The 23,242-nt window shown below is 66.5% G+C and carries 17 protein-coding genes and 1 pseudogene; 10 read left to right on the forward strand and 8 right to left on the reverse strand.

What is annotated here, in order from left to right; genetic code table 11:
• Positions 1 to 10: 10 nt before the first annotated feature.
• The 4 genes from ACFFGH_RS15580 to ACFFGH_RS15595 are packed head-to-tail and all read right to left on the reverse strand — an operon-like array spanning position 11 to position 2,585.
• Positions 11 to 1,060: a hypothetical protein gene (locus tag ACFFGH_RS15580; RefSeq protein WP_386669818.1), complete on the reverse strand. Its 1,050-nt coding sequence runs from the start codon at positions 1,058 to 1,060 to the stop codon at positions 11 to 13.
• On the reverse strand, positions 1,057 to 1,953 hold the full coding sequence (locus ACFFGH_RS15585) for an ABC transporter ATP-binding protein (protein ID WP_386669820.1): 897 nt from the start codon (positions 1,951 to 1,953) through the stop codon (positions 1,057 to 1,059). Before ACFFGH_RS15585 ends, ACFFGH_RS15580 begins: the two co-directional genes overlap by 4 nt.
• A complete protein-coding gene (locus ACFFGH_RS15590; protein ID WP_386669822.1) occupies positions 1,950 to 2,324 on the reverse strand; it encodes a GntR family transcriptional regulator in 375 nt (124 codons plus the stop codon). The genes ACFFGH_RS15585 and ACFFGH_RS15590 overlap by 4 nt, the downstream gene beginning before the upstream one ends.
• Positions 2,325 to 2,327: 3 nt before the next feature.
• On the reverse strand, positions 2,328 to 2,585 hold the full coding sequence (locus ACFFGH_RS15595; protein ID WP_386669825.1) for a hypothetical protein: 258 nt from the start codon (positions 2,583 to 2,585) through the stop codon (positions 2,328 to 2,330).
• Between the two features lie 123 nt (positions 2,586 to 2,708).
• On the opposite strand from ACFFGH_RS15595, the gene ACFFGH_RS15600 reads away from it, so the two are divergent.
• The 6 genes from ACFFGH_RS15600 (at position 2,709) to ACFFGH_RS15625 (ending at position 7,635) form a co-directional block, all read left to right on the forward strand.
• A complete protein-coding gene (locus tag ACFFGH_RS15600; RefSeq protein WP_386669828.1) occupies positions 2,709 to 3,293 on the forward strand; it encodes a glutathione peroxidase in 585 nt (194 codons plus the stop codon).
• 173 nt (positions 3,294 to 3,466) lie between these two features.
• On the forward strand, positions 3,467 to 4,450 hold the full coding sequence (locus tag ACFFGH_RS15605; protein ID WP_386669830.1) for an FKBP-type peptidyl-prolyl cis-trans isomerase: 984 nt from the start codon (positions 3,467 to 3,469) through the stop codon (positions 4,448 to 4,450).
• 78 nt (positions 4,451 to 4,528) lie between these two features.
• A complete protein-coding gene (gene bamJ, locus ACFFGH_RS15610) occupies positions 4,529 to 5,299 on the forward strand; it encodes a BamJ family beta-barrel-assembly machinery protein (RefSeq protein ID WP_386669833.1) in 771 nt (256 codons plus the stop codon).
• A gap of 51 nt (positions 5,300 to 5,350) precedes the next feature.
• Positions 5,351 to 6,703 (forward strand): UDP-glucose dehydrogenase family protein, encoded by a 1,353-nt coding sequence (locus tag ACFFGH_RS15615; RefSeq protein WP_386669834.1) that lies wholly within the window; start codon positions 5,351 to 5,353, stop codon positions 6,701 to 6,703.
• The gene (locus tag ACFFGH_RS15620) at positions 6,700 to 6,930 is read left to right on the forward strand and encodes a SlyX family protein (protein WP_386669836.1); all 231 of its coding nucleotides are present in this window, start codon (positions 6,700 to 6,702) and stop codon (positions 6,928 to 6,930) included. Before ACFFGH_RS15615 ends, ACFFGH_RS15620 begins: the two co-directional genes overlap by 4 nt.
• A 36-nt stretch (positions 6,931 to 6,966) precedes the next feature.
• Positions 6,967 to 7,635, forward strand: a complete 669-nt coding sequence (locus ACFFGH_RS15625; protein ID WP_386669839.1) for a DUF2058 domain-containing protein — start codon at positions 6,967 to 6,969, stop codon at positions 7,633 to 7,635.
• Between the two features lie 73 nt (positions 7,636 to 7,708).
• Here the strand turns inward: ACFFGH_RS15625 and metH are convergent, their stop codons facing one another.
• The 4 genes from metH to htpG all read right to left on the reverse strand — a co-directional run bounded on the left by metH (position 7,709) and on the right by htpG (position 14,541).
• Positions 7,709 to 10,399: a methionine synthase gene (gene metH / locus ACFFGH_RS15630; protein WP_386669841.1), complete on the reverse strand. Its 2,691-nt coding sequence runs from the start codon at positions 10,397 to 10,399 to the stop codon at positions 7,709 to 7,711.
• Positions 10,400 to 10,442: 43 nt separating this feature from the next.
• A complete protein-coding gene (locus ACFFGH_RS15635) occupies positions 10,443 to 11,540 on the reverse strand; it encodes a homocysteine S-methyltransferase family protein (RefSeq protein ID WP_386669844.1) in 1,098 nt (365 codons plus the stop codon).
• A 1-nt stretch (position 11,541) separates the two neighbouring features.
• On the reverse strand, positions 11,542 to 12,495 hold the full coding sequence (locus ACFFGH_RS15640) for a metalloregulator ArsR/SmtB family transcription factor (protein ID WP_386669846.1): 954 nt from the start codon (positions 12,493 to 12,495) through the stop codon (positions 11,542 to 11,544).
• A 141-nt stretch (positions 12,496 to 12,636) separates the two neighbouring features.
• The gene (gene htpG, locus ACFFGH_RS15645; protein ID WP_386669848.1) at positions 12,637 to 14,541 is read right to left on the reverse strand and encodes a molecular chaperone HtpG; all 1,905 of its coding nucleotides are present in this window, start codon (positions 14,539 to 14,541) and stop codon (positions 12,637 to 12,639) included.
• A gap of 157 nt (positions 14,542 to 14,698) precedes the next feature.
• Here htpG and ACFFGH_RS15650 point away from each other — a divergent pair.
• The 4 genes and pseudogenes from ACFFGH_RS15650 (at position 14,699) to ACFFGH_RS15665 (ending at position 22,983) form a co-directional block, all read left to right on the forward strand.
• Positions 14,699 to 15,860: pseudogene (locus tag ACFFGH_RS15650) on the forward strand (acyl-CoA dehydrogenase family protein).
• Between the two features lie 165 nt (positions 15,861 to 16,025).
• Positions 16,026 to 21,029, forward strand: coding sequence for an NAD-glutamate dehydrogenase (locus tag ACFFGH_RS15655; RefSeq protein WP_386669851.1), 5,004 nt, complete (start codon positions 16,026 to 16,028; stop codon positions 21,027 to 21,029).
• Positions 21,030 to 21,218: 189 nt separating this feature from the next.
• A complete protein-coding gene (locus ACFFGH_RS15660) occupies positions 21,219 to 22,016 on the forward strand; it encodes an NAD kinase (RefSeq protein WP_386669854.1) in 798 nt (265 codons plus the stop codon).
• A gap of 58 nt (positions 22,017 to 22,074) precedes the next feature.
• Entirely contained in the window at positions 22,075 to 22,983 is a 909-nt protein-coding gene (locus ACFFGH_RS15665; RefSeq protein WP_386669856.1) for a 5'-nucleotidase, read from the forward strand.
• The last annotated feature ends 259 nt before the right edge of the window (positions 22,984 to 23,242 follow it).

Raw genomic sequence — 23,242 nt, forward strand, 5'->3', positions numbered from 1 at the left:
GAAACAGGGTTCAGCCTTCGTCGCGCCACCGGCGCAGGCGGATGCTGGCCGCGATGAGGGCGGCGCCGGCGAGTACGCCGAGCCAGAGTTGCGCGGTGCCGAGCACCGAATAGATCGAGCGCAGGTTGATCAGGTGATGCACGGCGGCGGGGCCATCGAGGTCCGTGGCGCCCAGCGAGGCCACGTCGAACCAGCTGCCCGGCATCACGCTCAGCAGTGAGCGCGCCACGATGTTCTTCCAGAACCAGCTCGTTTCCAGGTCGAACAGCTGCATCAGGTCGAACCAGCTCACGAATATCCCGGCAAACACCGGCACCATTAGCGCCCAGAGGAAGGGCTTGCTGCGGGCCCAGGCCGAGCAGAACATCAGCCAGCCCACCGTGGGCAGCACCCAGAGTGCGTAGACCGGGACCGCGGCAAGCATGGTCGCGGCGATCAACAGCGGGCTGCCCGGACCCCAGAGCAGGGTGATGGGGTTGCCGCCGTGCAGCATCACGAACACGCTGGCCAGCACGAGGAAGCCGAGCATCGTGATCAGGCCTGCGACCACCGCGAGCACCGGGGCGACGACCGTCGCGCTTGCGACCTTCGACAGAACGGTCTGCGTGTCCGACAGCGGCAGCGACTTCCAGAACAGAACGCTGCGGTCCTTGCGGTCGTCGTACAGCGAACCCAGGCAGTAGAAGAACACCACGAACGCGAGCACGAGCAGGCCCCAGCCAGCGGCGGTGTACAGGCTCAGGTCGACCGCGCCGGCCACCTGGCGCATTTCCTCAGGGCCGATCTTCGAGGTGAGTTTGCCGAGATCCAGCGCGCCGATCGTGATCTGCTCGCCGTCGATCTTGATGTTCTGATCCGCAACGCGGCGACCGGCCACCTCGGCCATGATCAGGCCCATCAGCGTCAGCAGCAGGAAGACGCCGCCGGCCACAAGCGGCGCCCAGAAGAAGCCACCCTTGTGCTCCCAGAACTCGCGCTTGAGCAGCAGCTTGAACTTTTGCGTGGAGTGCGGCGCGGCAACCGGCGCTCGCGCGGGCAGGGTGTCGATGGCGGCGTTCATGCGTAGGTCCCCTTCATGGTGGCGACGAACAGGTCGGCCAGGCCCGGTGTGCGGGTTTCGCCGAGTGCGGCAAGCTGGTCATGCGAGACGCCGTCGAACAGCATCACGGTCTTGCCGAACGGCAGCGAGCGCTCGTCGATCGGGTTGTGCGCGCGGGCCTGGTCGAGACGGTCACCGGCGACCAGCAGCTCGGTATAGCGGCCACCGAGCGAATCCATGTCGGTGTCGAGCACGATCTTGCCGTCGCGGATGAACATCACGTCGGTGAGGATGTGCTCGACTTCCTCCACCTGGTGCGTGGTGATGAGGATCGTCTTTTCCTCGTCGAAGTAATCCTCCAGCAGGCGCTGGTAGAACTGCTTGCGGTAGAGGATGTCGAGACCGAGCGTGGGCTCGTCGAGCACGAGCAGCTTGGCGTCGATCGCCATGACGAGCGCGAGGTGCAGCTGCACGATCATCCCCTTGGACAGCTCACGCACCTTCATATCCGGTGTGAGCTTGGTGCCTGCCAGGAAGCGCTCGCAGCGGGCGGCATCGAAGCGCGGATGCACGCCGGCGACGAACTCGATCGCCTCCTTGACGCGGATCCAGCGCGGCAGCACGGCGACGTCGGCGATGAAGCACACGTCGCGCATCAGCTCGTCGCGTTCGGTGCGCGGGTCGCGGCCGAGCACGCTCATCTGGCCATCGAACGGGATCAGCCCGAGCATCGCCTTCAGCGCGGTGGTCTTGCCGGCGCCGTTCGGGCCGATCAGGCCGACGATACGGCCAGCCGGGATATCGAACGCGGTGTCGTCGAGCGCGAGCTTGTTCTTGTAGGCCTTGCGAAGGCCGCGGGCGGTGACAACCGGTGAGGGCGTATCGGTCGAACGGGTGTTGGCGGCGGCATTCATTGGGCACCTGCCTGCTTGGGAGCGGCGTTCATCAGATCGTCCATCGACAGCCCCAGGCGCATGATGCGCTCGAGGACCAGCGGCCATTCCTCGGTCAAAAAGCGCTCGCGTTCGTTGACCAGCAGTTTCCGTGCAGCTTCTTCCGTGACGTACATACCCAGACCCCTGCGTTTTTCGACGAGTGCCTCATCCGCGAGCTCCTGATAGGCGCGCGAGACGGTGATTGGATTGAGCTGGTATTCGGCCGCAACCTGGCGGACCGAGGGCAACGCGTCGCCGGGCTTGAGGATGCCGTCGAGCATCATTGCGATGACGCGCTCCTTGAGCTGGCGATAGATCGGAGCGCCGTCGCTCCATTGGATGGCGGTCATGGATCAACCCCGCGATGCGAAGGAGAAGAAGGGCATCGCCACCGAGTGGCGGATGCGGCTGGCCCGGGCGGACTTGCCGCTCGGCGCCGCCCCGGCGTCGTCGGCGACCGGGGTGATCAATGCGGCCGACGCGACCGCCACGGCCGCCGGATCAGCCGGGGCCTGGGTGGAGCCGTCGGACGCGGACGCAACCAGCGCCAGCAGCAACAGGGTGCCCGGGACCATCAGCGCCGAAGCAGTGTTGTGGAGCTTGCGGTTCATGTGAACGTCCTGCTCGTTAGTAGACCGGTGTTGTAGGTGACTATAACACCGAAATACTTAGGGTCAACAGTCGCGCTACCCAACTGAAGGCATACTCGGCCGCCCCGCTGCCGGAGACCTGCCGTGACGCCTTCCTCCCTTGCCCGCTCGCTGGTCCGCCCACTGCTCGTGCTGGCGCTCGTCAGCGGAGCGGCGTCGGCCGCTCCCCATCTGCTTGAACACTCCTACCGGCCGCTTGCTGGCAAGACGCCGGTCAACCTGCGGCAGGCCTACGGCGGCGACGTGCTGCTGGTAGTCAACACGGCCAGCAAGTGCGGCTTCACGCCCCAGTTCGAAGCACTCGAGGCGATGCACGCGCGCTATAAACCGCGTGGTTTCGCGGTGCTCGGCTTTCCGTCAGGCGACTTCAAGGCGCAGGAGTTCGAGGACGAGAAGCAGATCCAACAGTTCTGCACGCTGACCTACGGCGTGAAATTCCCGATGTTCGAGAAGGTGCACGTGGTGGGCGAGGGGGCGACGCCGTTCTACCGCGCGCTGCACGACGCCACGGGTCAAGCGCCGGCCTGGAACTTCCACAAGTACCTGGTGGGCCGGGACGGTCGAGTGGTCGCGAGCTGGGGCAGCAAGGTCAAGCCCGACAGCCCGGAAATCGTGGCCGCGGTCGAGAAGGCGCTCAAGGCACCGCGACCGGGCACCGCGGAACACTGACTCGACAGCTTCCGCGCGTTCGCCGTTTTCTAAATGACGCGCGACCCGCCAAGGAACCTTCGCCGCAGGCCGTCGGTCTGCACATTTTCCACGTGATTGCCCGCACTTCGCGTGGCCATGACAATAGCGGGCTTGCGCCGTGACCTCGGCGCATCCGACAGGAGCGATACCGGATGAACGCTTTGATGCGCGGCTCGGCCGTGTTGTTGACCACCGCGGCCGTACTGGTCGCGCTCCCCCAAGCCAACGCGACCCAGGACCGTCCTGCCGTCGTCAAACAGGAAAAAACGATGCTGACGACCGACCGCGAGAAAGTGAGCTATGCCATCGGCATGGACGTGGGCAATTCCCTCAAGCCCGTCGGGCCTGACCTCGATGTCGCGGCGCTGGAACAGGCAGTGCGCTCGATTTTCGCCGGTAACAAGCCGACGATGACCCAGCAGGAAGCGCAGGCGACCGACCAGGCCCTGCGTGCCCGCATCGCAGCGCGTGAAGGCACTCCGGTGCCGGGCGCAGCTCCGGGCTCGCAGCCGCCGGCCGTCGACAAGGCGAAGGTCGGCACGCTCGTCGGCAGCTACATGGTTGGCCCGTCGCTGGCGCCGATCAAGGACGAAGTCGAGATGTCCGTATTCCTGCAGGGCCTGCGCACCGCCCTCGAAGGCGGCAAGCCGATGCTCGCGGAGGAAGAGGCCCGCACGGTGCTGACCGCGTTCGGCCAGCGCATGCAGCAGCAGATGCAGCAGCAGGCGGCCGAAGCCGGTGAGCGCAACCGCACCGAAGGCGCGGCGTTCCTCGCGAAGAACAAGGAAACCAAAGGCGTGTTCACCACGCCATCCGGCCTGCAGTACATGGTGCTGCGCGAAGGCAACGGCGAACGTCCGAAGCCCACCGACCGCGTACGCGTGAACTACCACGGCACGCTGCTGGACGGCACCGTGTTCGACAGCTCGTACGAGCGCGGCGAGCCCGCCGAGTTCGGCTTGAATCAGGTAATCCCCGGCTGGACCGAGGGCGTGGCGATGATGCCGGTCGGTGCGAAGTACCGGTTCTGGATTCCCGGCGACCTGGCCTATGGCGCTAAAGGAACGCCCGGCGGCCCGATCGGCCCGAATGCGACGTTGATGTTCGATGTCGAACTGATGTCGATCCTCGACTGACGATTCCAACCCCCTTCCGGGCCGCGCGTCGGCCCGGACCGGCGCAAGCCCGCGCCCGCCTTTCCAGGAGAAAGTCGCATGAACCGTTTCCCCCGAGTTGCCCTTATCGCGCTGATGTCCGTCGCCGCCGTATCCGGCTGCGAGCAGAACGCCGAGAACGCAGCCGACAAGCCCGTCACCGCCGCGCAGCAGAAGGATCCGAACGCGATCCCCGGCCTTGCGACCGAGAAGGAGCGCGTGAGCTACATGGTCGGCATGGACCTGGCGAAGTCGCTGGAGCCGGTCAAGGACGAGATCGACCTGGACACGATGAACCGCGCGCTCAAGGCCTCGCTCGCAGGTGAGAAGGCGCTGATGACCGAGGAGCAGGCGCAGCAGGTGCGCGAAGCGTTCACGCAGAAGATGCAGACGCAGCAGGTCCAGAAAATGATGGCGGCGGCGAAGGAGAACGAGACCAAGGGCCAGGCGTTCCTCGCCGAGAATGCGAAGAAGCCGGGCGTACAGACCACCGCCTCGGGCCTGCAGTACCAGGTGCTGAGCGAAGGCACCGGCCCGAAGCCGAAGGCCACGGACGCGGTGCGTGCGCACTACAAGGGCATGCTGCTCGACGGCAAGGTGTTCGACAGCTCCTACGAGCGTGGCGAGCCGGCGACGTTCGTGCTTCCGCAGATGGTGCCCGGCTGGCAGGAAGGCATTCCGCTCATGAACGTGGGCAGCAAGTACCGTTTCTGGATCCCGTCCAAGCTCGGTTATGGCGAGCAGGGCACGCCCGGTGGCCCGATCCCGCCGAACGCTACGTTGGTGTTCGAAGTCGAACTGCTCGACATCGCGAAGCAGCCGGCCGGCTGATCACGGCGGCTTCGCGCGCAGAGCCACCATCAGAACAATCAGGAACTTCGAATGCGCGCAACTCTTTTCGGCACGGGCTATGTCGGTCTTGTCACCGGCACCTGTCTGGCTGAAGTCGGTCACGACATCGTCTGCGTCGACGTCGACGCAGCCAAGATCGACAAGCTGAACAACGGGATCATTCCGATCTACGAGCCGGGCCTGCAACCCATGGTGCAGTCCAACCACGAAGCCGGCCGACTCCGCTTCACCACCGATGCGGAAGCCGGCATCGCCCACGGCGAAGTGATCTTCATCGCCGTCGGCACGCCCCCCGACGGCGATGGTGATGCGGATCTGCGCTACGTCGTCGAGGTGGCGCGCACGATCGGTGCCCACATCAAGCGCCCGACGATCATCGTCAACAAGTCCACCGTGCCGGTCGGCACGGCGGACCGCGTCCGCAGCGTGATTGCCGAGCAACTGGCAGCACGCGGCGAGGACATCGCGTTCGACGTGGTCTCCAATCCCGAGTTCCTCAAGGAAGGCGATGCGGTCAACGACTGCATGCGCCCCGACCGCATCATCATCGGCTCCGACAGCACGCGGGCCGTCGACCGTCTCAAGCGCCTGTACGCGCCGTTCAACCGCAATCACGAACGCATCCTCGTCATGGATGTGCGCTCGGCGGAGCTGACCAAGTACGCGGCCAACGCGATGCTGGCCACGAAGATCAGCTTCATGAACGAGATCGCCAACGTTGCCGAATGTGTCGGTGCCGATGTCGAAATGGTGCGTCAGGGCATCGGTTCGGATCCGCGCATCGGCTGGCACTTCATCTATCCGGGTGCGGGCTATGGCGGCTCGTGCTTCCCGAAGGACGTGCGCGCGCTGTCGCGTACGGCGTTCAAGTGCGAGTACCGCACCGAGTTGCTGGATGCGGTGGAAGCGGTCAACGACCGTCAGAAGAACCACCTGTTCGAACTGCTGCTGCGTCATTACGGTGGCGAATCCGCGCTGCAGGGCAAGACGTTCGCGGTGTGGGGTCTGGCGTTCAAGCCGAACACCGACGACATGCGCGAAGCGTCGAGCCGGCGACTGATCGAGCAGCTCTGGCGCGCAGGCGCGAAAGTGCGGGCGTACGACCCGGAGGCACGTGAGGCCACGCACGGGCTGTACGGCGCGCGCGAGGACCTGGTGCTCTGCGATTCCGCGAACGCCGCGCTGGCCGAAGCCGACGCGCTCGTCGTGGTCACCGAATGGAAGCAGTTCCGCAGCCCGGATTTCTCGCGCCTGCGCACCGTCCTGACCGACGGGGTGATCTTCGACGGCCGCAACCTCTATCATCCCGAGGAAGTCGAAGCCGCCGGCCTTGCCTATTACGGTATCGGTCGCGGCCGATCACTCCGCAAGCAGGCTGCATGACCTCAGACATCGAGCAACGGCTGGTCGACCTGGAAACGCGGCTTGCGTTCCAGGAGCACGCGCTCGGCGAGCTCAGCGATGCGCTCGCCGCGGCGCGCAGCGAAGAGGCACGAACCTCGTTGCTGCTGCACCGCACGCTCGAGGAAGTGCGCCAGTTGCGCATGGCTTTGTCGACCGCTCCGGTCTCGGCCGATGCGGCGCTCGAACCTCCCCCTCCGCACTACTGAAGGCGTGCGGTTCTCCGCATCGATGACTGCTAGACCATGACCGACAGCCTGCGCGACCAACTCCTCGGCTTGGGTTTCAAGCCAGCGCCGAAGCCCGAACGCAAGGACGCACGCCCCAGCGGGCGGCCTGGGCAGGGTAACGCGCGACCGGGCGGCGCATCGCAGCCCCAGCGGCATGGCGGCAAGCCGGGTGCGCCGGGCGGAAACAACCGCCCGGGGCAAGCGCGCCCGCACTCCCGCACGGAAGGGCGCCCGCAGCAGGGTAAGCCGCGTACGCGCGAGGAAATCGATCTCGCCAAGGCGTATGCCATCCGCGCCCAGCGTGAGAAGGAAGAGCGGATCGCCGCGGAGGCAGCCAAGCAGGAAGAAGCGCGCAAGCGCCGCGAGGCGCGTGCGCGCCTCGCGGAGCTGGTGAAGGACAAGTCGCTCAATGCCGCGGATGCGGACATTGCGCGGCACTTCCCGTACGGCGGCAAGATCAAGCGCATCTACGTCACGGCTGACCAGCTCAAGGCGCTTAACGCAGGCGAGCTGGGGGTGCTGCAGATGGACGGGCGCTACGTGCTCGTCACGGCCGAGCTGCTGGCGCAGGCCGAAGCGGTGTTCGCGCCTGCCGTCGCACTCAAGGTCGATCCGAATGCCCCGGCGGGCGACGACCCCTACGCCGACCCGAAGTATCAGGTGCCGGACGACCTGGTCTGGTAACGCGGGTTAGCAACGTCTTCCTGCCACTGCGCGTCCGGCGCCTGGCTGGACGCCGGACCCCGTCGCAGGTCGATTACTCCGGGTCGTAGTCGAGGTTCGAAGCGAGCCAGCGCTCGGCCTGCGCGAGCTCGACGCGTTTGCGGCGCGCGTAGTCGGCGACCTGTTCCTTCGAAACGCGGCCCACGACGAAGTACTGGCTGCGCGGGTGGCTGAAGTAGTAGCCCGAAACCGCGGCTGTCGGATACATCGCGTAGTTCTCGGTCAACCGCACGCCGGTGTGGCGCTCGGCGTCGAGCAGACGGAACAGCGTTTCCTTCTCACTGTGTTCCGGGCAGGCTGGATATCCGGGAGCGGGGCGGATTCCGCGGTACTGCTCGGCGATCAGCGCCTCATTGTCGAGCGCCTCGTCCGCGGCGTAGCCCCAGAACTCGCGACGCACGCGCTGGTGCATGCGCTCGGCGAACGCCTCGGCGAGCCGATCGGCCAGCGCCTTGAGCAGGATCGCGTTGTAATCGTCGTGCTGCGCCTCGTAGCGCGCGACGTGCTCCTCGATACCGATGCCCGCGGTGCACGCAAAGCCGCCGATCCAGTCCTGCACGCCCAACTCCTTCGGCGCGATGAAGTCGGCGAGGCAGAAATCCGGACGATCGATGGGCTTGTCGGCCTGCTGGCGCAGGAAGTGCAGCGTCGTCGTGCCATCCGCCGTCTCCACCTCGACGTCGTCACCGACGCTCCGCGCAGGCCACAGGCCGAATACCGCCTTCGCTGTCAGCGATTTCTCGCGGACGATGCGGTCAAGCATTGCCCGCGCGTCGCGGTACAGCTCGCTCGCGTGCGTGCCGACGATCTCGTCGGTGAGGATTGCCGGATATTTTCCTGCCAGCTCCCAGGTATTGAAGAACGGCGTCCAGTCGATGTAATCGACGAGCTCGGCCAACGGGTAATCGTCGAGCACGTGCAGCCCCGGCTGCTTCGGCGCGGGCGGTGCGTGCTCGTTCCAGCCGCCATCGAAACGCTGAGCGCGCGCTTTTTCCAGCGACACCAGCCGCTTGCCGTCACCACGGTTGCGGTGGCGTTCGCGGATCTCCGCGTAGTCGGCCTGATTCGCCGCGACGAACGGTCCGCGCAGCTCGACGGAGATCAGCGATTGCGCGACACCGACGGCGCGCGAGGCGTCCTTTACCCACACCGTCGGGGAGCCGTAGTGCGGGTCGATCTTCAGCGCCGTATGCGCACGCGAGGTCGTCGCGCCGCCGATCATCAGCGGCATCGTGAAACCCTGGCGCTGCATCTCGCGCGCGACGTGGCTCATTTCCTCGAGCGAAGGCGTGATCAGGCCCGACAGGCCGATCAGATCGGCGTTCTCGGCCTTTGCCCGGTCGAGGATGACCTGCGCCGGCACCATCACGCCCAGGTCGGTCACGTCGAAGTTGTTGCACGCCAGCACCACGCCGACGATGTTCTTTCCGATGTCATGCACGTCGCCCTTGACCGTGGCCATGACGATCTTGCCGTTCGACTTGCCGACTTCACCGGTGCGGAGCTTCTCGGCCTCGATGTACGGCAGCAGGTAGGCGACCGCCTTCTTCATGACGCGTGCCGACTTCACCACCTGTGGCAGGAACATCTTGCCGGCGCCGAACAGATCGCCAACCACGTTCATGCCCGACATCAGCGGGCCTTCGATCACGTCCAGCGGCCGGGTCGACCGCGCGCGCGCCTCTTCGGTATCGGTCTCGATGTACTGGTCGATGCCGTGAACCAGCGAGTGTGCGAGGCGCTCGTCGACCGGCTTGTCGCGCCAGGCGAGGTCCTCGACCTTCTTTTCGCCTTTCTTACCTTTGAACCGGTCCGCGATCTCAAGCAGCCGTTCGGTCGCATCGGGCCGACGGTTGAGCACGACATCCTCGACGCGCTCGCGCAGGTCCGGCTCCAGGTTGTCGTACAGCGGCAGCGCGCCGGCGTTGACGATGCCCATGTCCATGCCCGCGCGGATCGCGTGGTAGAGGAACACGACGTGGATCGCCTGACGTACGGGCTCATTGCCGCGGAACGAGAATGAAACGTTCGAAACGCCGCCGGAAATATGGCTGTACGGAAACCGCTGCTTCAGCTCACGCGCCGCCTCGATAAAGGCAACCGCGTAATCGTTGTGTTCCTCGATGCCGGTCGCGACCGCGAAGACGTTCGGGTCGAAGATGATGTCTTCGGGCGGGAAGCCGATTTCTTCGGTCAGCAGCCGGTAGGCGCGCGAACAGATCTCGACCTTGCGCTCCTTGGTGTCCGCCTGGCCGACTTCGTCGAATGCCATCACCACGACCGCTGCACCGTAGCGGCGCACCAGTCGCGCCTGGCGCAGGAACTCGGCCTCGCCTTCCTTCATCGAGATCGAGTTGACGATTCCCTTGCCCTGCAGGCACTTGAGCCCGGCCTCGATCACGCTCCATTTCGAGCTGTCGACCATCACCGGCACGCGCGCGATGTCGGGCTCGGCCGCGATCAGGTTCAGGTAGTCGACCATCGCACGCTCGGAGTCGAGCATGCCTTCATCCATGTTGACGTCGATGATCTGCGCGCCGTTCTCGACCTGCTGGCGCGCGACCACGACCGCTTCGTCGAAGCGGCCCTCGAGGATCAGCTTCTTGAACTGGGCGCTGCCGGTGACGTTCGTGCGTTCGCCGACGTTGACGAAGTTCGTCTGCGGCGTGATCTGCAGGGGCTCGAGCCCACTGAGCCGGGTGTAGCGGGGCAGTGCGGAAGTCATCGCGGTCGGGTGCGTCCGTAATTCGAAGCGGCAGTAAGCGGCATCAGGCGGCATCGGCCGCAAGCTGGGGAAGCTGCCGCGGCGCGGCCGTACGCACGGCCTCGGCGATCGCGGCGATATGCGCAGGCGTGGTGCCGCAGCAGCCACCGATGAGGTTCAAAAGGCCGGCATGCGCGAACTCGCCGATGACGGCGGCCATGTCCTCGGGCGTCTCGTCGTAGCCGCCGAACGCGTTCGGCAGGCCCGCGTTTGGATGCGTGCTGACATGGGCGTCGGCGACCTGCGCCAGCACGTCGACATGCGCGCGCAGGTCCTTCGCGCCGAGCGCGCAGTTCAGGCCGATCGCGAGCGGCTGCGCGTGGCGCACCGAGTACCAGAATGCTTCGGCAGTCTGGCCCGACAGCGTGCGGCCGGAAGCGTCGGTGATCGTTCCGGAGATCATCACCGGCAGGCGCGCGCCGCGGCCGTCGAACGCTTCTTCGATCGCGAACAGCGCGGCTTTCGCGTTGAGCGTGTCGAAGATCGTCTCGACCATCAGCACGTCGGCGCCTCCGTCGATCAGCCCGTCGGCGGCTTCGCGGTAGGCGATGCGCAGCTCGTCGAACGTGATCGCGCGGAAGCCGGGCTGGTTGACGTCCGGGCTCAGCGAAGCGGTGCGGCTGGTCGGGCCGAGTACGCCGATCACGAAGCGGGGCTTGGACGGGTCGCGTGCCTCGGCTTCGTCGCACGCCTGACGCGCCAGGCGCGCACCCGCTTCGTTGAGCTCGCGGGCGACGTGCTCGAGTCCGTAGTCGGCCAGCGAGATCGTGGTTGAATTGAACGTATTCGTTTCGATCAGGTCCGCGCCGGCAGCCAGGTACTCGGCGTGGATCGTGCCGATGATGTCCGGACGCGTCAGGCTGAGCAGGTCGTTGTTGCCCCGCTGGTCGTGGGCGCAGCCGCATTGTCCATGGTGTTCGTGCCCGGCCGGGTGGGCGACGTCGAAGCCCGGCGCGAAGCGCGTGCCACGGTAGTCGTCCTCCGAGAGGCTGTACTGCTGGATCATCGTGCCCATCGCCCCGTCAATGACGAGGATGCGCTCGTGCAGCAGGCGCTGCAGGGCTTCGGCGCGGACCGGGTTGAGCCAGGGAAGGCGGTGCATGTCAGCGGACCTCCTGAGCCGAATCGCCAGGCTTGCGCCCAATCAGCGCGATGACCTCGAAATGCGGCGGCCGCCGCTCGCGCGTGACCGTGCTGCAGCTGACGACGCCGAAGCCCGCCTTCGCGGTGAACTTCAGCAGGTCCTTCTCGCTGAAACCGAGGTTGACGTGCCCGTAGGCTTCGACGACCGATCGATGCTCGTGCCGGGCAAGGCTGGTCAGCAGAAGGCGCCCGCCGGGGCGCAGCACGCGCCCGGCTTCAATGACCGCCTGCGCCGGCTTTTCGGCGTAGGTCAGTGCGTGCATCAGCACCACGAGGTCGAATGCGGCGTCGTCGAACGGCAGCGCGTGCATGTCGCCCTCGCGCACCTCGACGTTCCGGAGCCGGCGCAGGCGTTCGGATGCGGCCAGGACCACTTTGCTGCTCGCATCGAGGCAGACATACCGGTGCGAATGCGGGGCCAGCAGTTCCGCCAGCACGCCGTCACCCGACGCGATGTCGAGCACGTCGCCCGGGTGCAGCAGCGGCAGCGCCGAGCGCGCCAGCGCTTCCCAGGTGCGCCCCGGCGAGTAATGGCGCTCCATGTCGCCCGCGACCGAGTCGGCCCAGTTCTGCTCGGACGCACGCGCGGCCAGCACGCCGGGCACGCGCTCGGCGTCTTGGCGCAGCAACGGATCGTCGCTGCCTTCGCGCAGCGTCTGCCACAGCGCGCGCTGTGCGCCGTCCAGTGTGCCCTCGTCAAAGCGGTAATAGGCGGACACACCGGCGCGCCGGTCGCGCACGAGACCTGCGTCCTTGAGTCGCGCGAGGTGCGTGGACACGCGTGGCTGCGCGAGGCGGGTGATCGAGGACAGCTCGGCCACGGTGAGCTCCTCGCGCTCGAGCAAGGCCAGCAACCGCACGCGCGTCGCGTCCGCAAACACCTTGAGGCGGGACGACCAGCCTTCCAGATCCATCGATACAGCCTCGTATACGTCTATCGCGATATAGCGATAAGTGTGTGCCGTGGCTGGGCCCGAGGTCAAGGCGGCTCGGCTTAGCGCAAAAAAAAGCCCGCGGACGAGCCGCGGGCCTTTGCTGCTTCAGAGTTCTGCGTTTCAGCTCGACAGCTCGACCAGCAGCTCGTTCAGGCGACGCACGTAACCGGCCGGGTCCTTGAGTCCGTTACCGGCCGCCAGCGCGGCCTGGTCGAACAGCACCCGGGCCAGCGTACCGAATCGCTGCTCGCCGGTCTCCGCGTCGAGCCGAGCCACGAGCGGGTGGCTCGGGTTGATCTCGAAGATCGGCTTCGATTCCGGCACTGCCTGGCCGCTCGCCTCGAGAATCTGGCGCAGCTGCAGCCCGATGTCCTGGTCACCGAGCGCGAGCACCGCCGGCGATTCGGTGAGGCGATGCGACACACGCACGTCCGAGACCTCGTCGCCCAGCGCGGCCTTGATGCGCTCGACGAGATCCTGCTTCGACTTGGCCAGCTCTTCCTGCGCCTGCTTGTCCTCGGCCGAGTCCAGCGTGCCCAGGTCCAGGTCACCGCGTGCGACATCGACGAACGACTTACCGTCGAACTCGGTCAGGTAGCCCATCAGCCACTCGTCGATGCGGTCGGTCAGCAGCAGCACTTCGAGTCCCTTCTTGCGGAATACCTCGAGGTGCGGGCTGTTGCGCACCTGCGCGTAGCTCTCGCCGGTCAGGTAGTAGATCTTGTCCTGGCCGTCCTTCATGCGGCCCGCGTAGTCGGCCAGCGAGACCTCCTGCGCATCGCTGTCGCCATGCGTCGAGGCGAAGCGCAGCAGGCCGGCGATCTTCTCGCGGTTCGCGAAGTCCTCGGCCGGCCCTTCCTTGAGCACCTGGCCGAAGTTCTTCCAGAACTCGCGGTACTTGTCGGGCTCGTTGGCCGCAAGCTTGTCGAGCATGTCGAGCACGCGCTTGGTCAGGCCGGTCTTCATCGATCCGATGACCGGGTCTTTCTGCAGGATCTCGCGCGAGACGTTGAGCGACAGATCGTTCGAGTCCACGACGCCGCGGATGAAGCGCAGGTACAGCGGCAGGAACTGCTCGGCCTGGTCCATGATGAAAACGCGCTGGACGTAGAGCTTGAGTCCGCGCGCGGCTTCGCGGTGGTAGAGGTCGAACGGCGCGCGGCCCGGCACGTACAGCAGCGATGTGTACTCGAGCTTGCCCTCGACCTTGTTGTGGCTCCACGCGATCGGGTCACCAAAGTCGTGCGAGACGTGCTTGTAGAGCGCCTTGTACTCGTCGTCGGTAATCTCGTTGCGCGGCCGGGTCCACAGTGCGCTGGCGCGGTTGACGGTCTCCCACTGGCGCTCGGCCGGCGCGTCCTTCTCCTCGCCGTGGTGCTCCTTCGGCATCTGGATCGCGACGCCGATGTGGTCGGAGTACTTCTTGATGATCTCGCGCAGACGCCAGCCGTCCGCGAAGCCCGCCTCGTCGGCCTTCAGGTGCAGCACGATGCGGGTTCCGCGGTCGGCTTTCTCGATCGTGGCGATGTCGAACTCGCCTTCGCCGGTCGACGACCAGTGCACGCCCTCGGAGGCAGGCAGGCCGGCGCGGCGCGTGAACACTTCCACCCGGTCGGCGACGATGAACGCCGAATAGAAGCCGACGCCGAACTGGCCGATCAGCTGCGAGTCGCGGCGCTGGTCGCCCGACAGCGCATTCAGGAAGTCGGCGGTGCCGGATTTCGCGATCGTGCCCAGGTGCGCGATCACGTCCTCCCGGCTCATGCCGATGCCGTTGTCCTCGACCGTGACGGTCTTCGCCTCCGGATCGAAATCCACCCGTACCCGCAGCTCGGCGCCGCCCTCGAGCAACTCCGGTCGCGCCAAGGCCTCGAACCGCAGCTTGTCGGCCGCGTCGGACGCGTTGGAGATCAGTTCCCGCAGGAAGATCTCCTTGTTCGAGTAGAGCGAGTGGATCATCAGCTGCAGCAGCTGCTTGACCTCGGTCTGGAAGCCGAGGGTTTCCTTACGTGTCTCAACGGTCATGACGGTTCCTCGTTCGCCGGGCCGCGCAGGCGGCCGATGGCGCGCAGATGGGGGCGGTACGCGGCGATTCAAGGCGGCCGGGGCGGTAGGGTTGGATGCCCGGTCCGGCTACAATGTCGCGTTATATCGCCATCAGTAACCCGCACGAGGTGCCGACGTGGATTTCCGCTTCACCGAAGAGCAGTTGATGATCCAGGACGTGGCGCGCCGCATCGCCCAGGACAAAGATCGCGCCCAGCGCCGAACACCACGACCGGACCGGCGATTTCCCGCTCGAGAACATTCGCACGCTCGGCGAGAACGGGCTGATGGGCATCGAGGTGCCGGCCGAGTACGGCGGCGCCGGTATGGACCCGATCTCGTACGTGCTCGCAATGATCGAGATCGCCGCCGCCGACGCGGCGCACTCGACGATCATGTCAGTCAACAATTCGCTGTTCTGTAACGGCATCCTGAAGTTCGGCACCGAGGAGCAGAAGCAGCTCTACGTCCGTGCGATCGCGGAAGGCCGCGAGATCGGCGCGTTCGCGCTGACCGAGCCGCAGTCGGGCTCGGACGCGACCGCGATGCGCTGCAAGGCAGTCCGCCAGTTCGACGGCACGTTCATCGTCAACGGCAAGAAGAGCTGGATCACCTCCGGCCCGGTCGCGAAGTACATCGTGCTGTTCGCGATGACCGATGCCGAGAAGGGCGCGCGGGGCATCACGGCGTTCATGATCGACACCACGCGCGACGGCTTCCACCGCGGCAAGACCGAGCCGAAGCTCGGCATTCGTGCGTCGGCGACCTGCGAAATCGAGTTCACCGATTACGTGGTGCAGGCGAACGAAGTGCTGGGCCAGGAAGGCGAGGGCTTCAAGATCGCGATGAGCGTGCTGGACGCCGGCCGCATCGGCATTGCCAGCCAGGCCATCGGCATCTCGCGCGCCGCGTATGAAGCGACGCTCAACTACGTCAAGGAGCGCAAGGCGTTCGGCCAGCCGATCGGCGCGTTCCAGATGACCCAGGCGAAGATCGCCGACATGAAGTGCAAGCTCGACGCGTCGCTGCTGCTCACGCTGCGTGCGGCGTGGCAGAAGGGCGAGTTCGACAAGGGCGGCGCACGCTTCTCCACCGAGGCCGCCGTCGCCAAGCTCACTGCGTCCGAAGCTGCGATGTGGATCAGCCACCAGGCGGTGCAGATCCACGGTGGCATGGGCTACTCGAAGGAAATGCCGGTCGAGCGCTACTTCCGCGACGCGAAGATCACCGAGATCTACGAGGGCACGAGCGAGATCCAGCGCCTGGTCATCGCCCGCAACGAGACCGGACTGCGCTGAGTCTGCCGTGATCCCCGACGTCGCCTCGCTGCGTCCCGGTCCGGTCATCCCGATTCCGGGCGCAGTGGGCCGCGATCGCCTCCATACGTCGGCGTACCTCTTTCCCTGACACTCTTGCCGGCCTGCGCGAAAGCGCGGGCCTCTTCCATTGGACCCCCCGTTCCCATGAGCCCGAAAACGAGCAAGCCCACCGCAGCCAAGCCCGCCGCCCGCAAATCCGTCGCGAGCCGTGCAGGCGCCGCGGCGCAGGACGTCGCCGCACGCGAAGCGGTGGCGCTGGATCCGATCATCGCAGCGGTGCGCAAGCGCCTGCCGAAGGCACGGCAGGACGAAGGTGAGGCGTTCACCCGTGCGTTCTACAAGCGCATGTCGGCGGACGAGCTGCCCCAGCACGGCCCCGATCAGTGGGCAGCGCTCGCGGCGGACTACCTCGAGTTCGCGCGCGGCCGCAAGCCGGGCTCGGCCCTGGTCCGCCTGTTCAATCCCACCGTCGCGACGCACGGCTGGGAGTCGGCGCACACGGTGCTGCAGATCGCCAACGACGACATGCCGTTCCTCGTCGACTCGGTCACGATGGCGCTGGCCGAGCAGGGCATCGGCGTGCACGTGCTCGGGCATCCGGTAGTCGAATTCGAGCGTGATCGCGCCGGCCGCGTCGTCGCCGTCGGCCGCGGCGAGTGCGAGTCGCTGATGCACCTGGAAATCGATCGCCACAGCTCCGACGAGATGCCGGCGATCAAGAGCCTCGTCGAGAATGTGCTTGCCGATGTGCGGTCGATCGTGCGCGACTGGGCTCCGATGCGCGAACGCATGCTCGCGATCGCCGACGAACTGGGCTCGCGCGTGATGCCGGTCGACGACGAGGGTCGCGCCGAGGCACAGGAGTTCCTCCGCTGGGCGGCCGACAACCACTTCACGTTCCTCGGCTACCGCGAGTACGAGGTGGCGAAGGACGGCCGCAACGAAGTGCTGTGCGCCGTCGAGGACAGCGGCCTCGGCCTGCTGCGTTCGAAGGATGTCGGCAAGCCGCGCCTGCTGACCTCGCTTGCGGCGCATTTCATGCAGAACTCCGGCGCGGTCGACGCCCTGATCCTGACCAAGACGAATGCACGTGCCACGGTTCATCGCCCGGGGTACATGGACTACATCGGCATCCTGCGCTTCGACGAGTCGGGCAAGCCGACGGGCGAGCAGCGCTTCCTCGGCCTCTACACGTCGAGCGCCTATAACCGCCGGCCGTGGGACATCCCGCTGGTGCGCCAGCGCCACCAGTACGTGATGCAGCGGTCGGGCCTTGCGCCGAACAGCCACAGCGGCAAGGCGCTGCGCCATATCCTCGAGACGCTGCCACGCGAGGAGCTGTTCCACTCCAGCGAGGAAGAGCTCTACCGCACGGCAACCGGCATCCTTGGCCTGCAGGAGCGCGTGCGCAGCCGTCTGTTCCTGCGCCGCGACCGATACGGCCGGTTCTTCTCGGCGCTGGTCTATATCCCGCGCGAGCGCATGAGCACCGATGTGCGTCACCGCATCGAGAACATGCTCAAGCGCGTGCTCCACGGCGAGCGGGTCGACACCAATGTCGTGCTCGGTGAGTCGCCGCTTGCCCAGCTGCACCTGATCATCCGCCCCACCTCGGGCGAAGCGATCCAGGTCGACACCGCCGCGATCGAGGCCGAGCTGGCCGGCATCGTGCGCAACTGGGCGGATGAACTGCGCGAGCAGCTGATCGCGCGACAGGGCGAACAGCGCGGCCTGGCGATCGCGAGCAAGTTCGGGCGTGCGCTGCCGGCGGGCTACATCGAGAACGTCTCGGCCGAAGTCGCCGCGAGCGACGTCGAGCACCTCGCCGCACTGACGGGCCCGGACGATCTTCGCCTGAGCCTGTGCCGCGCGCGTCAGGGCGAGGGCGGCCTGCGATTCAAGCTCTACCGTCAGTTCGACGATATTCCGCTGTCCGACGCGCTGCCGATGATGGAGAACATGGGGCTGCGGGTGATCTCCGAGCACCCGTACCGTATCGAGGTCGCCGGTGACGTGCCGGTCTATATCCAGGATTTCGAAGTCGAGGTCGTAGGGCCGGAACGCGACATCGACGCGATCGATGAGCAGTTCGAGGAAGCGTTCGCGAAGATCTGGCGCGGGCAGGCCGAGAACGACGGCTTCAACCGCCTGGTGATCGCGGCAAACCTGTCCTGGCGTCAGGTCGCGATGGTGCGCGGTTACAGCAAGTACCTCATGCAGGTCGGCGTGCCGTTCTCCCAGTCCTACGTCGAGCAGACGTTCGCGCACTATCCGCTGCTCGCGCGCCTGATGGTCGAACTGTTCGAGGCGCGCTTCCATCCGCGCACCGGCAGCGAAAGCAAGGCCGAGATCAAGGCCGGCGTCGAGCGTTTTACGCGCCAGTTGCAGGGCCTTGCCGGAGGCGAGGATGCGCTTCTTGCCGCGGTGCAGCCGGTCATCGATGCACGCTCGGGCAAGCGCCAGGCGCAGGTCGCAGCGACGCGCGCGGCGATTCTCGGCTTGCTCGACCGCGTGTCCAGCCTCGACGAGGACCGCATCCTGCGCAGCTTCATCGGGGTGATCGACGCGACGCTGCGCACGAACTACTACCAGCCGGCTGACGATGGCGGCGAGCGCAGCTACATCAGCTACAAGTTCGACTCGGCGCTCGTTCCGGATCTGCCAAAGCCGCGTCCATACCGCGAGATCTTCGTCTACAGCCCGCGCGTGGAAGGTATCCATCTGCGCTTCGGGCCCGTGGCGCGGGGCGGCCTGCGGTGGTCCGACCGCCGCGAGGATTTCCGCACGGAGGTGCTCGGCCTGGTCAAGGCGCAGATGGTCAAGAACACGGTCATCGTGCCGGTCGGCTCGAAGGGCGGATTCTTCGTCAAGCGGCCGCCGGCGGGCGACCGCGATGCGATCCAGGCCGAAGGCATCGCCTGCTACAGCATCTTCATCAACGGCCTGCTCGACATCACCGACAACATCGACACCGCCGGCAACATCGTGCCGCCGCGTGATGTGGTGCGGCACGACGGCGATGATCCGTACCTCGTGGTCGCGGCGGACAAGGGAACCGCGACGTTCTCGGACATCGCGAACGGCATCGCGCGTGAGCACGGCTACTGGCTCGACGACGCATTCGCGTCCGGTGGCTCGGTCGGTTACGACCACAAGGCGATGGGCATCACCGCGCGCGGCGCGTGGGAGTCGGTCAAGCGCCACTTCCGTGCGATGGGCCGTGATTCGCAGAAGCAGGACTTCACTGTCGTCGGCATCGGCGACATGTCGGGCGACGTGTTCGGCAACGGCATGCTGCTGAGCAAGCACATCCGCCTGCTGGCCGCGTTCGACCACCGCCACATCTTCCTCGACCCGAACCCCGATGCGGCGGTGACGTTCAAGGAACGGCTGCGCATGTTCAAGCTGCCGCGCTCGAGCTGGGAGGACTACAACAAGGCGCTGATCAGCGAAGGCGGCGGCGTGTACCCGCGCTCGGCGAAGTCGATCACGCTGACGCCACAGGTCAAGGTCGCGCTCGGGATCGACCTGGAGATCGAGGCCATGAGCCCGGCCGAACTGATGAGCGCGATCCTCAAGGCGCCGGTCGACCTGCTGTGGAATGGCGGCATCGGGACCTACGTGAAGGCCAGCGGTGAAACCCATGCGGACGTGGGCGACCGCTCGAACAACGCACTGCGCGTCAACGGGCGCGAGCTGCGCTGCAAGGTGGTGGGCGAGGGCGGCAACCTGGGCCTCACCCAGCTCGGTCGCATCGAGGCCGCGCAGCATGGCGTGCTGCTCAACACCGACTTCATCGACAACTCCGCCGGTGTGGATACCTCGGACCACGAGGTCAACATCAAAATCCTGCTCAACGGGCAGGTGCAGGCTAAGAAGCTCACGCTGGACGAGCGCAACAAGCTGCTCGCGTCGATGACGGACGAGGTGGCCGACCTCGTCCTCAACGACAACTACCGCCAGAACCAGGCGATCAGCCTGATGGAGCGCATGAGTGTCACGCGGCTGGGCTCGAAGCTGCACTTCATCAAGAGCCTGGAACAGCAGGGCCTGCTCGATCGGCAGATCGAGTTCCTGCCGTCGGATGCCGAGATTGCCGAGCGCAAGACGCGTGGCCAGGGCCTGACCCGTCCGGAACTCTCGGTGCTGCTGTCGTACGCCAAGCTGGTGCTGTTCCAGCAGCTGGTCGATTCGGACGTGCCGGAGGATCCGTACCTCTCGAAGGAGCTGGTGCGCTATTTCCCGCAACCGCTGCAGGAGAAGTACGCCAAGGCGATGCAGGGTCACCGGCTCAAGCGCGAGATCATTGCGACCGCGGTGACGAACTCGATGGTCAACCGCATGGGTGCGACGTTCGCGTTGCGTATGACCGAGGACACCGGTCGCAGCCCCGGCGAGGTTGCCGAGGCGTACACGATCAGCCGCGAAGCACTCGACGCGCGTAGCCTGTGGGCGCAGATCGACGCGCTCGACGGCAAGGTGCCGGAAGCCGCACAGCTGGACGCTTTGCAGACGATCTGGCATCTGATGCGCACGATGACGCGCTGGCTGCTGTCGCGCCCGGGCAAGCTGCCGGAGATCACCGCCGCGATGACGCGCTACGGCGAGGGTTTGCGTGCGGTGCGCGATGCCGTGCCGGCGACGCTGTCCGAGGCACGCCGCACTGCCTACGAGGCACGTCTGCGCGAGTGGAAGGACAAGGGCATGCCGAACGCACTCGCGACCGAGTTGGCGGCGCTGCCGCTGCTCGAGTTCGGCTGCGATATCGTCGAGGTTGCGCAGTCGCGCAAGCTGGCCCCGGCCGAGGTCGCCAAGGCGTTCTTCTCGCTCGGTGCCGCACTGCAGCTGCCGTGGCTGTACGAGCAGATCGAAGCGCTGCCGGTGGACGGGCGTTGGCAGGCCCTGGCCCGCGGCGCGCTGCGCGACGAGCTCAGCCGCCAGCAGCGCACGCTGGTCAGCGAGATTCTGGCCGAGGGCGGCCGCAAGCCGACCGAAGCGAAGGTCGACACGTGGCTGCAGCGCGATGATGCGAATCTGCGCTTCACGCTGGCGATGCTGACCGAGATGCACAACCAGAAGACGCTCGACTATCCGACCGTGTCGGTCGCGGTGCGACGCCTGGCACAGCTCGGCTCGGCCGGGCACTGACAGGCGTCACGACCGTCCGTCCGTGCAGGGAGCAGGTGATCGCTCCCTGCACGGATCGACTGACAGACGTGCGCAGGTGTAACTCCGGTCGAGATCGCTGCGGCGATTGGCACAAGGTCATGTCACGACCGCCTCGACATTGCGAGGCGGCACGGCGGGTATGCTCTGCTCGAGTGAATGGAGCTGCCGATGACCACGACGTCGCCACGCCTCGCTTTCCTTGCCAGCCCGGCGGAAGAAGCGCAGCGCCTTCTGAAGGAGCTGGCCGACCACCACGGCGCGCATGCACCGCAGGATGCGGACGTGCTCGTCGCGCTGGGCGGCGACGGTTTCATGTTGCAGACGCTGCATCGCCACGCGTCGCTCGGCAAGCCGGTCTACGGCCTGAAGCTGGGCACGATAGGCTTTCTGATGAACCACCAACGCGACGGGTCCAGCGCCGTTCCGGGCCACGGCCTGATCGAGCGCATCCATGCGGCCGAGCCCGCGGTGCTGCGTCCGCTGGAGATGGTCGCCCAGACCGAATCCGGCGCGACCGTCGGTTCACTCGCCTACAACGAGGTGTCGCTGCTGCGTCAGACGCGTCAGGCGGCGCATCTGCAGATCGATCTCAACGGGCAGACGCGGCTGGACGAGCTGATCTGCGACGGCGTGCTGGTGGCGACGCCCGCTGGCAGCACGGCGTACAACTTCTCCGCGCACGGGCCGATCCTGCCCTTGGGCGCGAACGTCATCGCGCTGACCCCGATCGCGGCATTCCGTCCTCGCCGATGGCGCGGCGCGGTGCTCAAGGCCGATACCGAGGTTCGATTCCGCGTCAGCGACCCGTACAAGCGGCCGGTAAGCGCCACCGCGGATTCGCACGAGGTGCGCGATGTGGTCGAGGTAATGATCCGCGAGTCGCAGGACCGAACGGTGACGCTGCTGTTCGACCCCGAGCACAACCTCGAAGAGCGCATGCTGGCCGAGCAGTTCAACAGCGGCTGAGCCACGCCGCTGCGGCTGGATCGCAGCAGCTGCGATGCGAGCGGGCACAATAGGGGGCATGCCTGACCGTGATGCCAATCCCCTGATCGTCGCGATCTCTTCGCGAACCTTGTTCGACATGGAGGACAGCCACCTGCTGTTCGAAAGCGAGGGGCTGGACGCGTACGCGGCCTACCAGCGCAGCCACGAGGACGATGTGCTCGCGCCGGGCATCGCGTTCCCACTGGTGCGCAAGCTGCTTGGGCTCAATCGCGATGCGCCGCCCGAAGCGCCGCATGTCGAGGTGATTCTGATCTCGCGCAATTCGGCGGACACCGGGCTGCGCATCTTCAACTCGATTGCGCACCATGGCTTGGCGATCAAGCGCGCAGCCTTCAGCAACGGCGCGCCGCCGTTCCCGTACATCCGGCCTTTCGGTGCGGACCTGTTCCTGTCGGCCAACGGCGAGGACGTGCGCAATGCACTCGCCGCCGGAGTGGCAGCGGCGACGCTGCTGCCGGCGAAGGCCGCGCAGCATCGGCACGATCAGCTGCGCATAGCGTTCGACGGAGACGCGGTTATCTTCGACGACGAGGGCGAACGCGTGTCTCGCGCAGGGGGCCTCGCGGCATTCGCCGAACACGAACGTTCACGGGCGGGCGAGCCGCTGTCGGGCGGTCCGTTCCGTGGCTTTCTCGATGCCTTGCATCGGCTGCAGGCGGCGTTTCCGACAGGACCCGACGCGCCGATCCGCACGGCACTCGTCACGGCACGTTCCGTGCCGGCGCACGAGCGGGTGATCCGCACGCTGAGGGAGTGGGGTATCCGCCTGGACGAGGCGCTGTTCCTCGGCGGACGCGCGAAGGGTCCGTTCCTCGATGCGTTCGGCGCCGACATCTTCTTCGACGACTCCGAGCACAACATCGCGTCCGCGCGTGGCCTGGTGGCGGCGGGGCATGTACCCCATGGGGTTGCGAACGGGGTGTAGGGCAGGGCCTGCGCCAGCGAGAGCTCGCTTTAGCTGGCGGTGGGCTGCCTTGGGCTGGGCTCGGCCATATTCGGACAGGCACGTCGGCACAAGCAGCGATCTCAAGTGCACGCCGGGGCCGCGCACGGAGGGGCCACGCCGTGGCGCGGGGCGCGGCCCCGGGATTGACGAAGTAAAGGGCGGTCCCCGGCCCACTGGATCAAAGCGCAGCCCCGCCACCAGTCCGGCACGTACTGCGAGCCACCGCCCCGAGCGCGGC

Source organism: Lysobacter korlensis (genome assembly GCF_042434515.1).